At 39.8% G+C, this 15948-nt stretch carries 19 protein-coding genes; all 19 read right to left on the bottom strand.

Annotated elements, in window-relative coordinates:
• Nucleotides 1–39: 39 nt before the first annotated feature.
• The 19 genes from EBQ12_RS17205 to skfB all read right to left on the bottom strand — a co-directional run bounded on the left by EBQ12_RS17205 (nucleotide 40) and on the right by skfB (nucleotide 15912).
• Complete coding sequence (locus EBQ12_RS17205) at nucleotides 40–1428, bottom strand: amino acid permease (protein ID WP_125590854.1); 1389 nt, start codon at nucleotides 1426–1428, stop codon at nucleotides 40–42.
• Between the two features lie 219 nt (nucleotides 1429–1647).
• Nucleotides 1648–2406 (bottom strand): DUF4097 family beta strand repeat-containing protein, encoded by a 759-nt coding sequence (locus tag EBQ12_RS17200; protein WP_048002341.1) that lies wholly within the window; start codon nucleotides 2404–2406, stop codon nucleotides 1648–1650.
• Nucleotides 2407–2433: 27 nt separating this feature from the next.
• Nucleotides 2434–3105 (bottom strand): bacitracin ABC transporter permease, encoded by a 672-nt coding sequence (locus EBQ12_RS17195; protein ID WP_125590852.1) that lies wholly within the window; start codon nucleotides 3103–3105, stop codon nucleotides 2434–2436.
• Between the two features lie 28 nt (nucleotides 3106–3133).
• Entirely contained in the window at nucleotides 3134–3766 is a 633-nt protein-coding gene (locus EBQ12_RS17190) for a TetR/AcrR family transcriptional regulator (protein WP_046342507.1), read from the bottom strand.
• A gap of 127 nt (nucleotides 3767–3893) precedes the next feature.
• Nucleotides 3894–4784: a helix-turn-helix domain-containing protein gene (locus tag EBQ12_RS17185; protein WP_125590850.1), complete on the bottom strand. Its 891-nt coding sequence runs from the start codon at nucleotides 4782–4784 to the stop codon at nucleotides 3894–3896.
• Nucleotides 4785–4877: 93 nt separating this feature from the next.
• Nucleotides 4878–5822: an alpha/beta fold hydrolase gene (locus EBQ12_RS17180; protein ID WP_125590848.1), complete on the bottom strand. Its 945-nt coding sequence runs from the start codon at nucleotides 5820–5822 to the stop codon at nucleotides 4878–4880.
• A gap of 55 nt (nucleotides 5823–5877) precedes the next feature.
• The gene (locus EBQ12_RS17175) at nucleotides 5878–6177 is read right to left on the bottom strand and encodes a hypothetical protein (RefSeq protein WP_017366494.1); all 300 of its coding nucleotides are present in this window, start codon (nucleotides 6175–6177) and stop codon (nucleotides 5878–5880) included.
• Nucleotides 6174–6392, bottom strand: coding sequence for a helix-turn-helix transcriptional regulator (locus tag EBQ12_RS17170; protein ID WP_017358703.1), 219 nt, complete (start codon nucleotides 6390–6392; stop codon nucleotides 6174–6176). The genes EBQ12_RS17175 and EBQ12_RS17170 overlap by 4 nt, the downstream gene beginning before the upstream one ends.
• 184 nt (nucleotides 6393–6576) lie before the next feature.
• Nucleotides 6577–7182 carry an ABC-2 transporter permease gene (locus tag EBQ12_RS17165; RefSeq protein ID WP_008343909.1) on the bottom strand — a complete coding sequence of 202 codons (606 nt, stop codon included), beginning with the start codon at nucleotides 7180–7182 and terminating at the stop codon, nucleotides 6577–6579.
• Nucleotides 7166–8041, bottom strand: coding sequence for an ABC transporter ATP-binding protein (locus tag EBQ12_RS17160; RefSeq protein ID WP_125590846.1), 876 nt, complete (start codon nucleotides 8039–8041; stop codon nucleotides 7166–7168). The genes EBQ12_RS17165 and EBQ12_RS17160 overlap by 17 nt, the downstream gene beginning before the upstream one ends.
• A gap of 5 nt (nucleotides 8042–8046) precedes the next feature.
• Entirely contained in the window at nucleotides 8047–8418 is a 372-nt protein-coding gene (locus EBQ12_RS17155; protein ID WP_008343911.1) for a GntR family transcriptional regulator, read from the bottom strand.
• A gap of 173 nt (nucleotides 8419–8591) precedes the next feature.
• Nucleotides 8592–9719, bottom strand: coding sequence for a DUF418 domain-containing protein (locus tag EBQ12_RS17150; protein WP_125590844.1), 1128 nt, complete (start codon nucleotides 9717–9719; stop codon nucleotides 8592–8594).
• Between the two features lie 152 nt (nucleotides 9720–9871).
• On the bottom strand, nucleotides 9872–10063 hold the full coding sequence (locus EBQ12_RS17145; RefSeq protein ID WP_125590842.1) for a hypothetical protein: 192 nt from the start codon (nucleotides 10061–10063) through the stop codon (nucleotides 9872–9874).
• Nucleotides 10064–10086: 23 nt separating this feature from the next.
• Nucleotides 10087–10506, bottom strand: a complete 420-nt coding sequence (locus EBQ12_RS17140; RefSeq protein WP_017366487.1) for a TlpA family protein disulfide reductase — start codon at nucleotides 10504–10506, stop codon at nucleotides 10087–10089.
• On the bottom strand, nucleotides 10506–11021 hold the full coding sequence (locus tag EBQ12_RS17135; protein WP_008343915.1) for a HEAT repeat domain-containing protein: 516 nt from the start codon (nucleotides 11019–11021) through the stop codon (nucleotides 10506–10508). The genes EBQ12_RS17140 and EBQ12_RS17135 overlap by 1 nt, the downstream gene beginning before the upstream one ends.
• Before the next feature lie 18 nt (nucleotides 11022–11039).
• On the bottom strand, nucleotides 11040–12461 hold the full coding sequence (skfF, locus tag EBQ12_RS17130; RefSeq protein ID WP_125590840.1) for a sporulation killing factor system integral membrane protein: 1422 nt from the start codon (nucleotides 12459–12461) through the stop codon (nucleotides 11040–11042).
• Nucleotides 12454–13176, bottom strand: a complete 723-nt coding sequence (locus tag EBQ12_RS17125; RefSeq protein WP_125590838.1) for an ABC transporter ATP-binding protein — start codon at nucleotides 13174–13176, stop codon at nucleotides 12454–12456. The genes skfF and EBQ12_RS17125 overlap by 8 nt, the downstream gene beginning before the upstream one ends.
• Nucleotides 13177–13193: 17 nt before the next feature.
• Complete coding sequence (locus EBQ12_RS17120) at nucleotides 13194–14684, bottom strand: CPBP family intramembrane glutamic endopeptidase (protein ID WP_057078687.1); 1491 nt, start codon at nucleotides 14682–14684, stop codon at nucleotides 13194–13196.
• On the bottom strand, nucleotides 14677–15912 hold the full coding sequence (skfB, locus tag EBQ12_RS17115; RefSeq protein WP_008343919.1) for a sporulation killing factor system radical SAM maturase: 1236 nt from the start codon (nucleotides 15910–15912) through the stop codon (nucleotides 14677–14679). The genes EBQ12_RS17120 and skfB overlap by 8 nt, the downstream gene beginning before the upstream one ends.
• Nucleotides 15913–15948 lie beyond the last annotated feature (36 nt).

Raw genomic sequence — 15948 nt, 5'->3', positions numbered from 1 at the left:
CGACAAAAGCCTTGCGGGTCCACTCCGCAAGGCTTTTGATTATTTCATCGTTTGATCAGAAGAAGCTGTTTCAATCGGTTTTCGTTTACCAATTCCAAATACAAAAAAGCTAAGCGCTACTAAAATCAAGAACCCAATTGCCACAATAAGAGAAATTCGTGTATCCTGATTAATCAGCATAAACACAAGCACCATCAGCAAGAATCCGATTGTCAAATAGTTAGAAAATGGCGCAAGCGGTAGCTTAAACGGATGCTGATCAAGCGCTGCCCCCTTCGCTTTTCTGAAGCCAATGTGACTAATCAAAATGACAAACCAAGGCACCATACCAGGAAGGACACTCGCGCTATACACATAAACGAAAATGTTTGGCGGAGAAACGTAATTTAAGACCACCCCAACCGCTAAACCAATCAGCACAGCAAATGTCCCAAAATACGGTACACCATTCTTCGAAATTTTTGTAAAGAAAGCAGGTGCCTGTCCATTCACACCTAATGTATAAAGCATACGTCCCGCACTGAAGATTCCACTATTACAGCCGGACATCGCTGCTGTAATGACAACAAAGTTAATAATACCTGCTGCTGCCGTAATTCCAATTTTCGCAAACGTCGCCACAAATGGACTGCCGAGCGTATTCAGCTGATCCCACGGATACACCGTCACGATGACAAAGATCGCACCGATATAGAAAATCAAAATACGCCAGATGATGCTTTTGATGGCATTTGTCAGCGTCTTTTGCGGATTTTGCGCCTCACCTGCAGTAATCCCAATGAGCTCTACCCCTTGATAGGCAGCAATCACTAGGGACAATGCAAACAAGAAACCGCTAAATCCACCTGTAAAGAATCCGCCATGCGCCCAAAGGTTAGACAAACCAATCGCTGTTCCACCATTGCCAAACCCAAAGAAAATAATGCCTAAACCTGCAATGATCATTAAAATAATCGTCACAATCTTGATCATCGCAAACCAGAATTCAAACTCACCGAATGACTTAACCGAAATCAAGTTGGCCGCACCTAAAATGATCATGGCGATTAATCCGGGAATCCACGCCGGTAACTCCGGGAACCAATATTTCATATAAGCGCCTACAGCGATAATCTCAGACATTCCAACAATGACCCACTGGAACCAGTTACTCCAAGCTGTCATATACCCCGCAAGCGGATGAATATATTGATGCCCAAATGTAGCAAACGATCCCGTACTCGGTTCAAGATACAACATTTCTCCCATCGCACGCATAATAAAAAAGATAAAAATACCACACACTGCGTACGCTAGAAGAACCGATGGACCTGTCCATTGAATGGCTTTAGCTGACCCCATAAATAAGCCAACACCAATTGTGCCGCCAAGCGCGATCATTTGAATATGACGAGCACTTAACCCTCTCTTTAATTCCTTTTGAGCCACTTCTATTCCCCCTCATCAACAAACAACATAAAAAATAAAAAATCAGAATTTTCATTCTGATTCAAAATCTTCAATCTTTCGATGTATATTATCATAATAAATCTACCCTTAAAAAACAATTGTTTTTTTGAGGAAAACAATATTAGCAAAATATTCTGACATAAGAAGATATTCAAATTATTTTATATTGATATATCGAATTAGAGGATCAACATCACTTCAATGACCATCACTTAATAGAAAAGAACCGCCCCTTATATCCACCTCAAAGCTTTTCCCTCCATTTTTATAAATCATTTTCTCCTGATCATCAATACATGGAAAGTCAATGTGAAAAGTACCTGATCTTTTCTTCACATAACAAATAAATCCATCATTTTCCGGAATCGCCACTTTGACAGATGATCCAGTTGACGTCGATTTGAGCGAATGTAGCATGGCCTTTGAATGTATCTGTACCCTTCTGCCTATTAAATTCAGATCAATATCTGAAAAAGCACCTACCATCTCCACTTTTGACGAAGTAGTACGCAGGCTCAATGTCTGCGTGTTGAGCTGTTGACTAGAGATAAGTCCACCCACTGTCTGCAAGCGCAGATGCTTGATTTCTCCCGTAAACATGGACTTTCCAGAAATCAATTGGCATTCAGCCTCCTTCACCTTCAGTCCATCCAAGAATAGATTTGCTCCTTTACAATGAATAGACAAGGACTGTAACTGTGCCTGAGGGAGATAAATCTCCAAATTCGTTTGATGAAGATGAAGCCCCAAGCTGATCGCTCGTTTTCTTTTATCTTGAATGACTAGCCTGCCTTCCTGCACTTGATGATGCAGTAAATACCGATGGGGAAAAACGTGATTGGTGGTCTGCTTCATCAATACATAAGGATGTTCATGGTGATAAAGGCGAACATCTCCCACCAGCCAGTTTAACGAAAGTTCCGTTATTGCTTCTTCAATTTGAACCGTATGCTTCACATGCCTCCATCCTTTTCCCATCATGAATTACCTCGTTTGCAGCCGGCCGATGCGGCTCCATAATTCCAAGATCACAATGAGAATTGCCGAGATCATCACTCCTGACAGGACGAGGTTCAATTGATCATTTCCATAAATGGCCAGCGATACATTTCCTAAAACAGCACATAAAACAATTGCAGTCAGGACGGTCATCAAAACAGATTTCTTCCTCAACCCGATTCTCATCGCCATCAAACCAATCGCTTGAACACAAACAATCAACATAAAGAATGTTTTCATCAATTGAAACAGAGCACCTGCCGTCAGCGTATCATGAACAATAGGGAAGAACATTTCAGACACACTAAACACAACAAATGAAGGAACGATGCTGCACATCATCGCAAATGTTGAAAGGCACACCATCCATATCATATGAGAAAGGAATCTCACTGAATTGGATGTGCGTTCCTGATCAACAGTCTTGCCTATACGCCAATACAGCATAGCCGTGATGATAGAAAAAAAGATCATCCATACTGTACTCGTTAACAAATAAATATTCGTATATTGCTGAAAACCCGGTTCGCGTTCAATTTTTGCAGCAAACGCAATAAAATAGATGAATACTAGCAGCACAATACTCGCGATAAAACTAGCTTGAATATACTGCTTCATGTGGCCTTTTCTTAGCTCAACCTTCATAAAATGAATCATACGTCATCCTCCTATCAGTTGGCATTCTTTATCTTTCGGGCAGATCATACCCGCCAATTTCAGCATAGTGCGCTGTCACCTTTTGAATAAATAGATCACTCACAATATCCACGCCAAGACCCTTCATCATCTGCTTTAAAAAACACAAACGCTGGACCGTTTCTTCATGATTGCGTACAAACAATGTGGGATTCAACCATATATTCACAAGAAGCAAAAATACTTCTGCCACTTCACCAGGAAACTTAGTTTCCATCGAACCATCCTCAATCCCTTCAATGATTAACTGTTTGATTCTCAAAGCATCCTGATTGACACCTGTCTTCATGCCTTCAATCACAAATTGCGGATTTTTCATCTGATCAACCAAGATCCCATCAATCGAATGAGACTGAGGGTCTGCCACAAGCTGCTCCAGGATAAGCTGCAGCTTCTCTTTCGCATGAGCTGCCTCCGTATGCTCAATTAACTCCTCAAGCTTCTCGGTTGCATAACGAAACTGCCGATCCATCACGCCGCGTAATATTTCATCCTTCGATTTAAAATGATGATAAATAGCCCCTTTAGACATATTCAACTCATGAATAATATCTTGCAAACTTGTCTTTTCAAATCCCTTTTCCTGAAACAACTTTGTCGACACATCCAAAATTTGCTGCATCGTCTTTTCTGGATACTTATTTCGCGCCAGTTCAAACGCCCCCTTTTACATACCGACCGTCGGTATGTTTATTTATATTTTTCATTATAAACGGTTCATGCAGATTTGTATACAAAAAAAAGACCGCTCACACGGTCTTCTCAAGCTCAAAATGCAAATTCATCGGCACATCTGGCAAAGCCGAGGCCTCCTCCATATTCGTCGTAGGTGTTTTCTCATCCACTTCCTCAAATCGAAAACCGTCAGCCCAGACTGTTCCATGTCCGCTGAGTAGCACTCCAAAATGAATGGATTCACTGCGCGTAGGAATATCTAATACGATGGCATATTGATTCCATTCCGTAGAATCTGTCACAGGTCGATTCTGCATATTATCAAACTGCACCGTATCACCCTTTCCGTCATCTACCCGCATCCAAATTCCTGCTGAAGATACATTCTCTGTTTTCAAGAAAGCAGAGAGCTTCAACCGCTTGCCTACATACTCTTTTGCTTGAAACCCCTGCATCATTGTCGCAAACTGTCCTTCTTGTACGCCTTCTTTAGATGATAAAACACCTGATTGCTTTCCCGTATGGAACTCTGCTGTATCAACACCCATCTCATACATATGCGGATGTGAACCACTCAAACCCCAGCCAGGTACTGCTTCATGTAATGTCATCGAATCTTCCTCCTTTTTCATTTGCATGTCTCTCATCATCGACCTGTACATTCCGGGAGGTAAGGAATACAGATGCTTAAAAGCACGCGTAAAGGCTTCCTGCGATTGGAATTGTAACGAAAAAGCGATGTCTAAAATCCCCTGATCCGTATACAAAAGAAGCTGTGCAGCGGTAGCCAATCTTCGTTTCCGCACATATTCCCCCATCGACAGCCCGGTTTCTCGTTTAAACACACGCAGCAAATGAAATTGTGAATATCCTACTTTCTCATGCACCTGTTTCAGCGACAGCTCATCCATCAAATGCGACTCCAAATAAGAAATCACCTCTTGCGTCACCCGACTATACATCATCTCCCTCACCTCTTCTTGATCATAAAACAAATCAGTTCACTCGTTTTGATCAAAATTGCGATGTTTCATCTGTCCAGCTGAGGAGGAAAAACGCTAACGTGAGCGCTCGTTGTTCGATAGAAACTCCCTCACATCATCTGCGATTTCTTTTGATTTCGTATGATGCAAATAATGCCCGCCTTTGAAAGTAACGACTTTTCCGTGGTCTACATGTTTCAGCAGCTCTTCATGCATTGGTTTCCAGTTTGGTGTTTCTTTCTCCGTTTGATCCGCTAGATAGAAAGCAACAGGGAGTTTCTTAGGGAAATGTAGACGTTGAGCGTTTTTAAAATTGTTTCTAAAGTTTTCTGCCTCACTCGCTTGGCTTTCATCCAAGAAATTTCGGAAAGTCAGCATTTTAATCTGAGCTTTCGTTTGATCATCTACTTTAGGCATCACCAGTTGATCTGGATTCATTTTCACTATCAATCTGTAAAAGCCGGATTGATGAAGCAGCTGTAAGCTGGAGACTGGCAATTCATCCGTTTCCTGTTTAGGAACACTCGTATCAATTCCAACAAAGGCTTGGACTTCTTTTTCATATTGATTCACATATTCTAATCCATAAATGCCAGCAATCGAATGACCCATCAGCGTATATTTTTTAATGTTGAGTTTTTGCAAACATTCATGAATCTCATCCACAATGTTTTGACTTGTCCTTACTTTATCTGTGTCGTCACTTAAACCATAACCAAACGGTTCAATCACAACAACTCTATAATCTGGCGATAACTCCTTGACTAACGGTTCAAAATCCAGCACTGGTGAAGCAGTTCCATAGCCTGGGAGAAGGACAATCGTTTCTTTCCCATCGCCTTGAATGAGCACATTCATCTGCTTCCCATCCACCAAGACCTTTTGCCCATAAGCTTCTATTTTCCCCTGTTCTCTTTCATTACTAATTAGATTCACAACATAAACACTGGCTACAAATACAACCAAGACAGTCAGAATGGTACATAGAGCAATCAGCATTATTTTCAGTAATTTTTTCAATATTTTTTCTTCCCTTCATGATGAAGTACCCTAGCTTGCATCCGCAGATGAAAGATTAGTATTTTCTTTCACAATAGATAATGCCAATGGTATTTGCGCAAACACTTGATACATACATAAACGTAATCGCTATATAAAACCATTCCGTTGGAGATGATAATTCATGAACAAAAGCTTGAATGACAGCCACCAATATATAGGCTAATGCCACACCTACAATTGAAAAACTTCCAGCTTTCGCTAAAATAAATTGACCCCGTTCATCCTGTTTATATTCACGGCTTTTCTTAAATTGAAAGACCGTACTTAAGATAGAAAGGATAATCAGAGAATAAAGTATGATCGTTGTCATCATCGCTGTTGTTCCTCCTTGTCGACCTCTTGAAAAACGTCATATAAATCAACTTCAAATGTTCTCGCAATTTGAAATGCTAGTTTTAAAGACAAAGAATATTTACCATTCTCAATCGCTGCCACAGTTTGACGAGTCACACCTAACTTCTCTGCCAAATCCTTTTGTGTCCAGTCTTTTTCTGCCCGTAATACTTTCATTCTATTTTTAATTTCCATTTCAGATTCCTTTCTTAAAGGATGTTTTATTTAACATAATGTTAAAAATAATTAACATTATGTTAAATAACAATAACCTGTTTTCTTCTGTATGTCAATTTCACCGGATACAAAAAAGAATCATCCATTTTGAAAGGCCTACCTCAAAATGAATGATTCTCTATAAATGATGTGATCATCTGATTTAAAACACTTTCCTCTGGTAAATCGCAGTAGAAAGTCCCCAAGACAGCAAGTAGATGAGCATAATCAGTACAGTTGACCCCGTATATACAATAGGGATCGATAAATTCATGATAAAATCAGTGATCCCACTGAATTGCTCTGCTAAATAGAGAACAACAGGCGGTCCCATAGCAGATAATACGATAAAGCCAATGATCACTGCCGTTGTGATATAACCAGGCTTTAAGATATAAAACAATGGAAACGTACATGCTGCGAACAATAAAAACAACCCGCTGCCAATCGCAATATCTGACAGCGAAAACAGCTTCCCAAACACAAATAATGCAGCACTTGTCAGCACGATCGCAATACTCATATAGAAAATGGCGCCAAGATAACGTGATGCGATAATTTCTTTACGTGTATAGGGCAAGGAATTTAATAGAATATTCGTTTCTGCCTTCTCATCATAAGCATATGTGTTAAATGGAATGAAGACACTAGCGACTAGAAACGTTAATACTGGATGGACATCCATGAAAATGAAAAATAAGATAAACGGAATAAAAATAAGTAACTGCTTCTTTTGCAAAATCACATCACGCTTAATTAAATGAAACATGCGCAACCCCGCCTTTCAAATAAAACATGATATCCTCAAGCGACGCCGGTTCAATCACAACAGCATCCCCAAAAATAAGTTTCACCTCATCAATCCGATCTGTTAATGCTTCAAATCCGGCTGCCGTACGCTGAATATGGATAAACGCCTTTTCTGTGTCTCGATCCAGCAAATCCAGGCTCCCCTTCACCAGCGCATAATTCTCCGCCACCTCATGAATCGACTGTTGAAAGACCAATCTTCCATTTTGTATAAACGCAATATAATCCGCGATGCGATCTAAATCAGTCGTCATATGTGTTGAGAAAAAAATCGTTCGATTCCCATCAATCATCAATTCTTGTAACGTACTGAGCAGCTCTCTTCTAAAGACCGGATCTAGCCCAGCAGTTGGTTCATCCATGATAATCAGCTCGGCATGATGCGACAGCGCAATCGCAAGTGACGCCTTCATCTGCATCCCTTTTGAAAATGTTTTAATCGCTTTATTCAGCGGCAGACCAAACTGTTCAATATATTGAGAAAAAAGCTGGTCATCCCAGCGTTTATAGGCAGGTGCCACAATTCGTTTGATGTCTTTTAAATTCAATCCTGGGAAAAAAACGTTAGCATCGTAAACAAAGCCAATTCGTTCCTTAATCTCTTTTTCATGCGTGCGATAATCTAATCCAAAAATTTTAATCTCACCAGAATCTGGTTTTAACAAATTCATGATCATTTTAATCGTGGTCGACTTACCGGCTCCATTTTCTCCAATAAACCCAGTAACAAAGCCCTTTTTGACCTGTAAATCAAGATTCTGCACAGAAAAGTCTTTGAACCGTTTTGATACTCCTTTGAATTCAATCACGTGCTCCACTCATCTCACTCCTCATACAAGAACTTTAATAACTGCTGCAATTCATCAAAAGATAAGCCTAATTCCTTGCCGTTTGTAACAACCGCTCCAAGCTGTTCCTCAATCACCTTCAATTTTTTCTCTCTCATGACCTCTAGGTTTTGCTCGGCAACAAATGATCCCTTACCGACAATCGAATAAATAAATCCTGCCTTCTCTAACTCTTCATATGCACGTTTTGTTGTGATGACGCTGATTTGTAAATCCTTCGCCAGCTTTCGGATAGACGGCAGTCCCGCACCTTCTGCAAGCTCACCCGTTAAGATCAACGATTTGATTTGCGTCGTAATTTGCTCATAGATAGGCTCCTTAGAATGGTTAGAAATCGTAATTTGCATATAAAAACCTCTTTTTTCTGTACTGGTATTCGCAATGAAATATTGTATATACACCATATATACATTATATACACACTGAAAAAATATTCAACTCCTTTTATGAACTTTTTTGAATGCGATCCAACTAAAAAACCGCACAGCTCTTCAGCCATGCGGTTCCTCAACAAATCAATTTATCTCCAATATACCCATTTTCCAATAAGCCATTCCACAGGCCCTCTTCTCCACTTTTTCAAATAGAGATAGCTGATGAACAGCTGAGCTGTGTAAAGTCCAACAGCAAGTAGCAGTCCAAACATTGAGCCCATTTGTCCGAATAACCCAAGTCCGTAAGAATAGAAAATCGTTGTACAAATAATAGATTGAGCCAAATAGTTTGATAAAGACAATCGGCCAAGTCCTGCAAGCAGACGTTTCAACCCTTGTGCAGCCTTTGAATAGTAAAAGACAATAAAAGCTTGAATATAACCGATCGTCAGGACATAGGCTCCTAACGTCAACACCATTTCACTCCAAGGAGCATCACTGAACGTCGCACATTTTAGCGCGAGCCCGATCAAAATCATCCAGATCCAGCCTTTACGATACGCCATCCCTCGATCTTCTTCTGTCAGATGACCTTTTTTCCCGATGGACATGCCAAGCAGTGCAAATGGCCCCACCATGATCGTACCGAATAGAAAACCTAAGATCGGCATCAACGTAATGGTCACGATCGCCATAATAATGGTCACAATCATCATATCGTCTTCAATCGTCACCCGGCTCAATAAAATCTCACCGTATGCACCCTTCGCATACACATCAGTTAACAAATCATCATTTCCATAAACAAAGGTCATCAGATATGGTAAAACCACTAATGACAAAGCACCTAACACACCTGACCAAATCAGCATTGTTTTGATCCGGCTGCTTAAAAACATCATCAAGAAAAACGTACATGCTCCATAATATAAGAGAATATCACCATTCCAAATGAATATGTAATGCAGCATCCCAAGCACAATGAGACCAAAGCCGCGGCGGACGACGATAGCATTCGTATTCAACCCCTTTGCCTTTGTGGATTCAATCAACTTGATAAAAGAATACCCAAACAAAAAGGAGAAAATCGGATAAAATGACCCCTGGAACAAGATCTCCGTCACATATACCCCAAACTCCTGTCCCCATATGCTCGGATCAAACATCTTCTCAAAATCATAATCATATTGAAAATTAAGCATATTCACAATCAAAATACCTAATAAACTAAAACCACGTAAACTATCAATAAACTCAACCCTAGATCCCTTCAACACGACAGCTCCTTCGGAAAATATAAAAATAAAGCATATTTATCCTACCACACTTTTAAAAAATTGGATCTCATCCCCATGTGAAAAATCATGTTTTAAGGTAAATTTAATAAAAAAACCTAGAATTTATATTCTAGGTAACCTACTTATGATTAATGACTCTTTTCATCCTTCCAAAGCACACGCTTCACATAAAACAAAATCCCCAATCCAAACAAAATCAACGGCAACTCCCAGTCTGCAGAAACCGGCAGCCATGTCAACATCATGAGAATCAGCAAAACAGCTCCCACACCTGCATAAAAGACCATCGTTTTTTTTAATTCTTGGTTTGATTGAAACAAAACGCTCTCCTCCATAACTCTAATTATGATCGTTTTTCTAGTTTTTTTAATATCTTTTCCCAGCCGGTATCTCCCATTTTCCGATCAATTAATTGTCCCTCTTTATCTATGAGGCAAAAACTTGGCAATCCTTGAATTTTATATTTTGTGACAATCTCATAATCTTGATCCAACACAATGGGAGCAATGAGATTCTTTTCCTCCGCATATTTCGAAACAACCTCTATCGATTTTTCTTCTTCCGTATATGGAACATGGACACAGGTTAAATGGATACTCAACTGATCCACACTATGTAGAATGTGGTCGGTTAATTCTTCACAATGCGGACAGTTAACTGACCAAAAATAAAGAAGCTGAGTATGCCCTTCAGGTAAACACCGCTGATGTGAAGAATGAATCCAAGGAAGGTGCTCAGGCCATTTAAGTATTTGCGTTTCCACTACTCATCCCCCTTTTCTTTTAATTGAAAAGCGATGATTTTTCCTAGTGCCTCTTCTGCGGCAAAAGGGGCCACATTTCCTGATGGATTCTCTTGTTCCTGTTTTAGGCACTCGTACATATTTTTTTCGATTTTTGATGGGTCAATCCAAGAGATACACCACGATGCCCAAAAACAAGTAGGACCCTCATAACGCTTTGCCAAAGACAGAAGAAATGGCAAACTAGGCTGACCAATTCTCATGAGTGAGATCGCAGCCGCCATTCTTGTCTCCTCTTCTTCACTTTCTAACAGTTTAGCAAGAGCTTCTGCTGCATCCCCTGCATCTGCTCCAAATTCACCAAGAACCGCTGCTGCAATATTCCGCAAAGAACCCTCTTCTTTTAAGGCTTCAACAAGCACTGGCACTGCCTCTTTTCCTGATTTCCTTAATTCCCCCATGGCTTGAACGATTGTTACTTCATTCGTATTGACTAAACGTTGAACCGATTGGGATAGCTTATCTTCTGGTTTCATGACAATCAACTCCTCTTTTTAATGAGTCCCACGGCATCGATAACAAATCACATAACATACACATCCAGCAAATACACATGTCATCGTTGTAAACCAGCCCTCAGTGAACAGATGAATCCCAATGATGACCGCAGCACTTATGACAGATCCGATGAGCAATGATCGATAATAGATGCCCAAAGAAAGACTCGCTTCTCGTCTCAAAGGCTGCGTAAAGGCAAAGAGCCGTATGGTCAAAAACCAAATATAAACCCCTACCCCATAAATGGCCCAATACAATACATCATGAATCTCTAACAAGATAAGAGAAATCAAGTAGACACCATACAACCAAAAGGTTTGAAACACTTCCAATAGAAGAATTTTTTGATATAAAGCACCCGGAAAAAGATACAGCAATCCCGTTTGCCCGTGTCTTACAATCCCCGCGTAATATGAACTGAGAAGGACAGATGCACCAATGACCAGAAAGAATAGAGTCAACCAATTTGAAAAATAAGAACTGACGACATAGTAAGTACCGATCAACAGCATGGTAGATAACAGATGGAAGGTAGCATACTTTTTGATCATCAATATTTCTAGCCAAAGGAAAGCCCAGATGCCCGTTAATGATGAAAGCCCCCACCACGTCTTGCTTTTCTTTGGACTTATTGGATTTACATGAACCTGTTTCCCCTCAAATTCCTCCCAAAATGCCGCCTCTTTGACTAACGACTCCATCATCTCTATACGATGACTCGACCTGTACATCATCATGAAAGATAAAATCATCATTCCAAGTAATATCAATACAGAAATGAATGAAAACTCCACTATCATGCGTCCGACTTGATACATAAAAGAAGCAGATATCTCCATCATTGACGACTGTTTCAATATCAATTGATTCATAATAAGCAATGAAAGACAACCAAACATCAGTATAAAACCAATGAAGAGCACTCGCTTATATACTTGAATGGTTCTTGCACAAGATACCGCAATCATCCATGTTTCGATCATACATAACAGCGCTGTTAACAGGAGTGATTTACCAAGTAGAAAAAAGTACTGCTTCGTTAAACAAAGAAGGAGGATATCAGCCATCACAGCAGAAACAATGAGAAGAGCACATCGCCAAAAAATGTGATATACCCATACACTCATCACAACCGTCCATAAGGAAGCACCACTTCCATACAACCACATGATATCGTTCATCTGACTAGGCAATCGATTCGAAAACAAACCAAAGCCAGTATAAAGAACAAATAAAACGACAATGAACCATCCAGCTGTACTCGCATTCCAATCGCCCATACTTGAGACTGCGCTCAGCTGAAAACCAATGGCAGCCATCATAAGCAGCAAGATCAAAAAGGGCATTTTCTTTTCTTGATTTTTACTGATCAAGCGCCTTTGGGATTTCATCCATAAAAGGGAAAGCGTGTTATTCACTAGACCACTCCCCTAGAAGTTGAATGACTTCTGCCCGCCACTTCATTTGTTCTTCCTGCCGCTTAGGAACAGCGATACTTTTCATGATGGCACCGTCTCGAATCAATATCACCCTACTAGCCGTATCAAGAACAAACTCTAGACTATGAGTGGACACAAGAACCGAACCACCTTGAAGGCTCTTCTGTATCAGCCAATCTGACAGCCATTGTTTTGAAGGAATGTCTAATCCAATAGTCGGCTCATCTAAAATAAAAAGGGAGGCATCTTGCACAATGGCCCCTGCTAAGACGACACGCTGTTTTTGACCTCTTGAAAGCCTTCCGCACAATTCGTTCATCTTCATTTCGATATGTACTTCTTTCAACGCCTCAAATACCTTTTCTTTGATCTGTTTTAAACCTTTATGATAGCCTCTTGCACGGAATTGAACATGTTCAGCAACCGTTAAATCTGGGTACAAATATGGCTGATCTGGAATAAGAGCTACTTGTTTTTGGACATGGGAATGACCAGGAGGAAATCCCTCTATGAGTATTTCCCCTTGATCAGGTTGATAGAGACCTGTTAAACATCGAATGGTTGTCGTCTTCCCCGCACCATTAGGCCCAAGCAGCGCCACAACCTCCCCTGCTTCAACGGAAAATGAAAGACCCTCTATCCCATCACCATTGCTATATCGTTTGCTTACATTCTGAACCTCCATGAATGGCATCAAATCTCTCCCTTTTATTAGAGTGATGTATGCTGAGGCTTTTTGGTATGTAGATATCTTTGAAGTTTAAATTGCCATAAGGGCATACAAACGAGCACAAAATTGTGAATAAAATGTGCCGCCAGTACACAAATAAATCCATAATGCATAAAAAGAAAACCAAGAAAACATCCAAAAACAAAAAGATGCGCCCAGCGAATCCATCTTGGATCATACCCAGTGACCTGATGCATAATTGCCCATAAAAAAGATGATATTAAAATGGACAATATCGCATTCCCACTAAACCAAAATATAAGAGAAATCATTAAGAGTCGGTATATTACTTCTTCCCCTATAGAACTTTGCAGACTCATATTAAGCCCTTGTCTTAAAGTAAATCCAGATAAAAACATACTTCTATTTGATAGTTCCGGAGAAATACGTAATTTATTCATTCTCTCTAAAAGGTAAAAGACCAGTGATGTGATGCCTAGACTAATTAACCCAGCGCTAAGACCAATAAAAGTTTGCCCAACGATTTCATCTAAAAATTTCATTTCTAATTCATTCGCAAGAGCGCCTCCTGCCAATGAACATATAAATACTACAAATCCTGTCAATAATCCTGCAAACAAAGTAGAGAGTATACCAAGTAATTTAACAGTTTGAACACTCATCCTAGCATCGTAAGCATTTACTATCGTTAACTGTATATCCTCTTTAATTGTGAGAGATTGCACTAGTACAATCATGAAACCCAGCATAAGACTTAATGTGAGGTGAATTTGAACATTCATTAAAACTAAAACTAATATAGCCATGATCATCGCAGCAGCTGATCCTAACATACCTGAAAGACCAAAAGTAGACTCAACTTGTTCATCTCTTATTACTTTATTCATCTGATCCGTTAAAATCTCTGTATCTGTGCCGATATAAGTGATCACACCAGATTGCATTTCAACTGTTACCTTAAGTCGGATATCTTCCTTTTCAGCAAGATACCAATATGTTTTAATTTCACGAAAATCCTCTTCTTTTGAACCAGAACCAGTTGGTTTTGTCTTAGCCCATAACCCCTTTGAAGAACAAGTCAATTGATCTTTTAAACCTTCTAGTGAAATCTGACCGTCTTTTTTAGATAATGAAGTTTGCCTTACATCTGCATAAAAAAAGGTCACTTCCCGTTTAGCGTTTACTCCTATCACGAATGATTGGTTTTGGTGAACAAAACGAACACGCCAAGACTCAACCAATCCCATTTCATGAAGTATATGTCGATTTTTTTTAAGTAAACCTAAATGATGTAACTTATTCACTGTTTCATGATCATACCAATAGACTGAATATACCTCCCAAGCTTCCACGTCTATGCCCACAAACTCTCTAATAAAATCGATACCAACTTTTCTTGCCTCAATTTTATCTAAAAGGTTTGATTCTATTGTTGAAACTCTATACTTCGCAAACAGGAAGAGCCCTATCACTCCAAGACCTGACCACAAAATAAAAGTCATACTATTCATGAGCGATGCCTGCTCTCATTTCATTTTCAAAGGGGAGATCTGGCTCAGATAGTTCAACTTTCCCTATACATTTACAGTTTTTCGCTTCACATTTCAATTTCAATAGACGTGTTGGTGAACCAATATCAGAAAAAGAATCCGTTAGAATGTGACCTAAAGGAATATCCTCTAATTGACAAGGTGTTACATAACCGTCTGCCCTTATATACCAAGCCAAATAACCCGGTGTACAAAAATCAGTTGTAAAAGAACTCTCTTCATGCTCCCAATCAATTATATTCAAATGGTGTCCCCACTTAGAACGTGCCTGCTGTAACTGGCTTTGAACACGCTGCTCAAACGAAGTTTCTAGCGCTTTAAAATTCTTTGTAGCACGTCCTACGGATAATGTCTTACCAGCACGGAAAATGGAGGCATTTGCTTTTGCACAATGATCAACAACCTCTGCTACTTGATCAGCGTTCATTTCATTGATGGTCATTGCAACAATTACAGGAACATTCACTTCTGTTAACCGCTGGATGGTTTCCATACTTTCCTGAAAAGCACCTTTCCTTCCCCTTAAGGAATTGTGAGTGTCGCTCGTACCGTCAATACTAATTTGTACAGATACATTTCCTAGATGACTGAGTAATTCCACTTCTTCTTGTCTCCAGTTTAAGCCATTGCTAAAAACGTTTACGTTCGTAAATAATGAACTCGCAACCATCACAATTTCTTTGAAACCTTTTATGAGTTTGGCTTCGCCCCCTGTTAAAGTGACATCAGCCACACCTTGCGCAGCTAGTTTTTGCATCACATTAATCCACTGGGAACATGTTAATTCTTCAGGATAGGGCTTACCGGAACTAGCATAACAAAAGGAACAACCTAAGTTACAAGCGTTTGTTAATTGGAGAGTACAGCTAATTGGCAAATAGGACTGTAAAGATCCTGTAAATTGAATAGGTTGATTCAATAACCCTTGTGTCCAAGCTTCTGTAAAAGGATGGGCACTCAATTCTTCACGCAACTGATCAGCTGTTAGCTCTTCCTTTTTAACGATTTCCCAGATACGAGCAGTTTTGCTCACGTCTTTATTCTTAGATAATAAAAATGCAAGCTGAGCCCCTCTTCCACTCAATCTAAAATAATACATTGATTTTCTATCTATCATGACTGCGCCATGAGGCTGCAAATGAATCGCTAGTTCAGGTAAATCATATTCTGCTAGTTGATTACTTGACATAAATAGACACCCCTTTTATAGAATAAGGAGCTAGCA

This window comes from Bacillus sp. 2B09, from assembly GCF_003946835.1.
Classification (GTDB): Bacteria; Bacillota; Bacilli; order Bacillales; family Bacillaceae; genus Bacillus; species Bacillus altitudinis.
This window is presented reverse-complemented; position numbering and strand designations above follow the sequence as displayed.

Coding starts and splice junctions, on each gene's coding strand:
- EBQ12_RS17195 (WP_125590852.1), bottom strand. CDS start 3,105: ATGATTCATTTTATGAAGGTTGAGCTAAGAAAAGGCCACATGAAGCAG.
- EBQ12_RS17190 (WP_046342507.1), bottom strand. CDS start 3,766: ATGCAGCAAATTTTGGATGTGTCGACAAAGTTGTTTCAGGAAAAGGGA.
- EBQ12_RS17185 (WP_125590850.1), bottom strand. CDS start 4,784: ATGATGTATAGTCGGGTGACGCAAGAGGTGATTTCTTATTTGGAGTCG.
- EBQ12_RS17175 (WP_017366494.1), bottom strand. CDS start 6,177: ATGATGACAACGATCATACTTTATTCTCTGATTATCCTTTCTATCTTA.
- EBQ12_RS17170 (WP_017358703.1), bottom strand. CDS start 6,392: ATGGAAATTAAAAATAGAATGAAAGTATTACGGGCAGAAAAAGACTGG.
- EBQ12_RS17165 (WP_008343909.1), bottom strand. CDS start 7,182: ATGTTTCATTTAATTAAGCGTGATGTGATTTTGCAAAAGAAGCAGTTA.
- EBQ12_RS17155 (WP_008343911.1), bottom strand. CDS start 8,418: ATGCAAATTACGATTTCTAACCATTCTAAGGAGCCTATCTATGAGCAA.
- EBQ12_RS17135 (WP_008343915.1), bottom strand. CDS start 11,021: ATGAAACCAGAAGATAAGCTATCCCAATCGGTTCAACGTTTAGTCAAT.
- EBQ12_RS17125 (WP_125590838.1), bottom strand. CDS start 13,176: ATGCCATTCATGGAGGTTCAGAATGTAAGCAAACGATATAGCAATGGT.
- EBQ12_RS17120 (WP_057078687.1), bottom strand. CDS start 14,684: ATGAATAGTATGACTTTTATTTTGTGGTCAGGTCTTGGAGTGATAGGG.
- skfB (WP_008343919.1), bottom strand. CDS start 15,912: ATGTCAAGTAATCAACTAGCAGAATATGATTTACCTGAACTAGCGATT.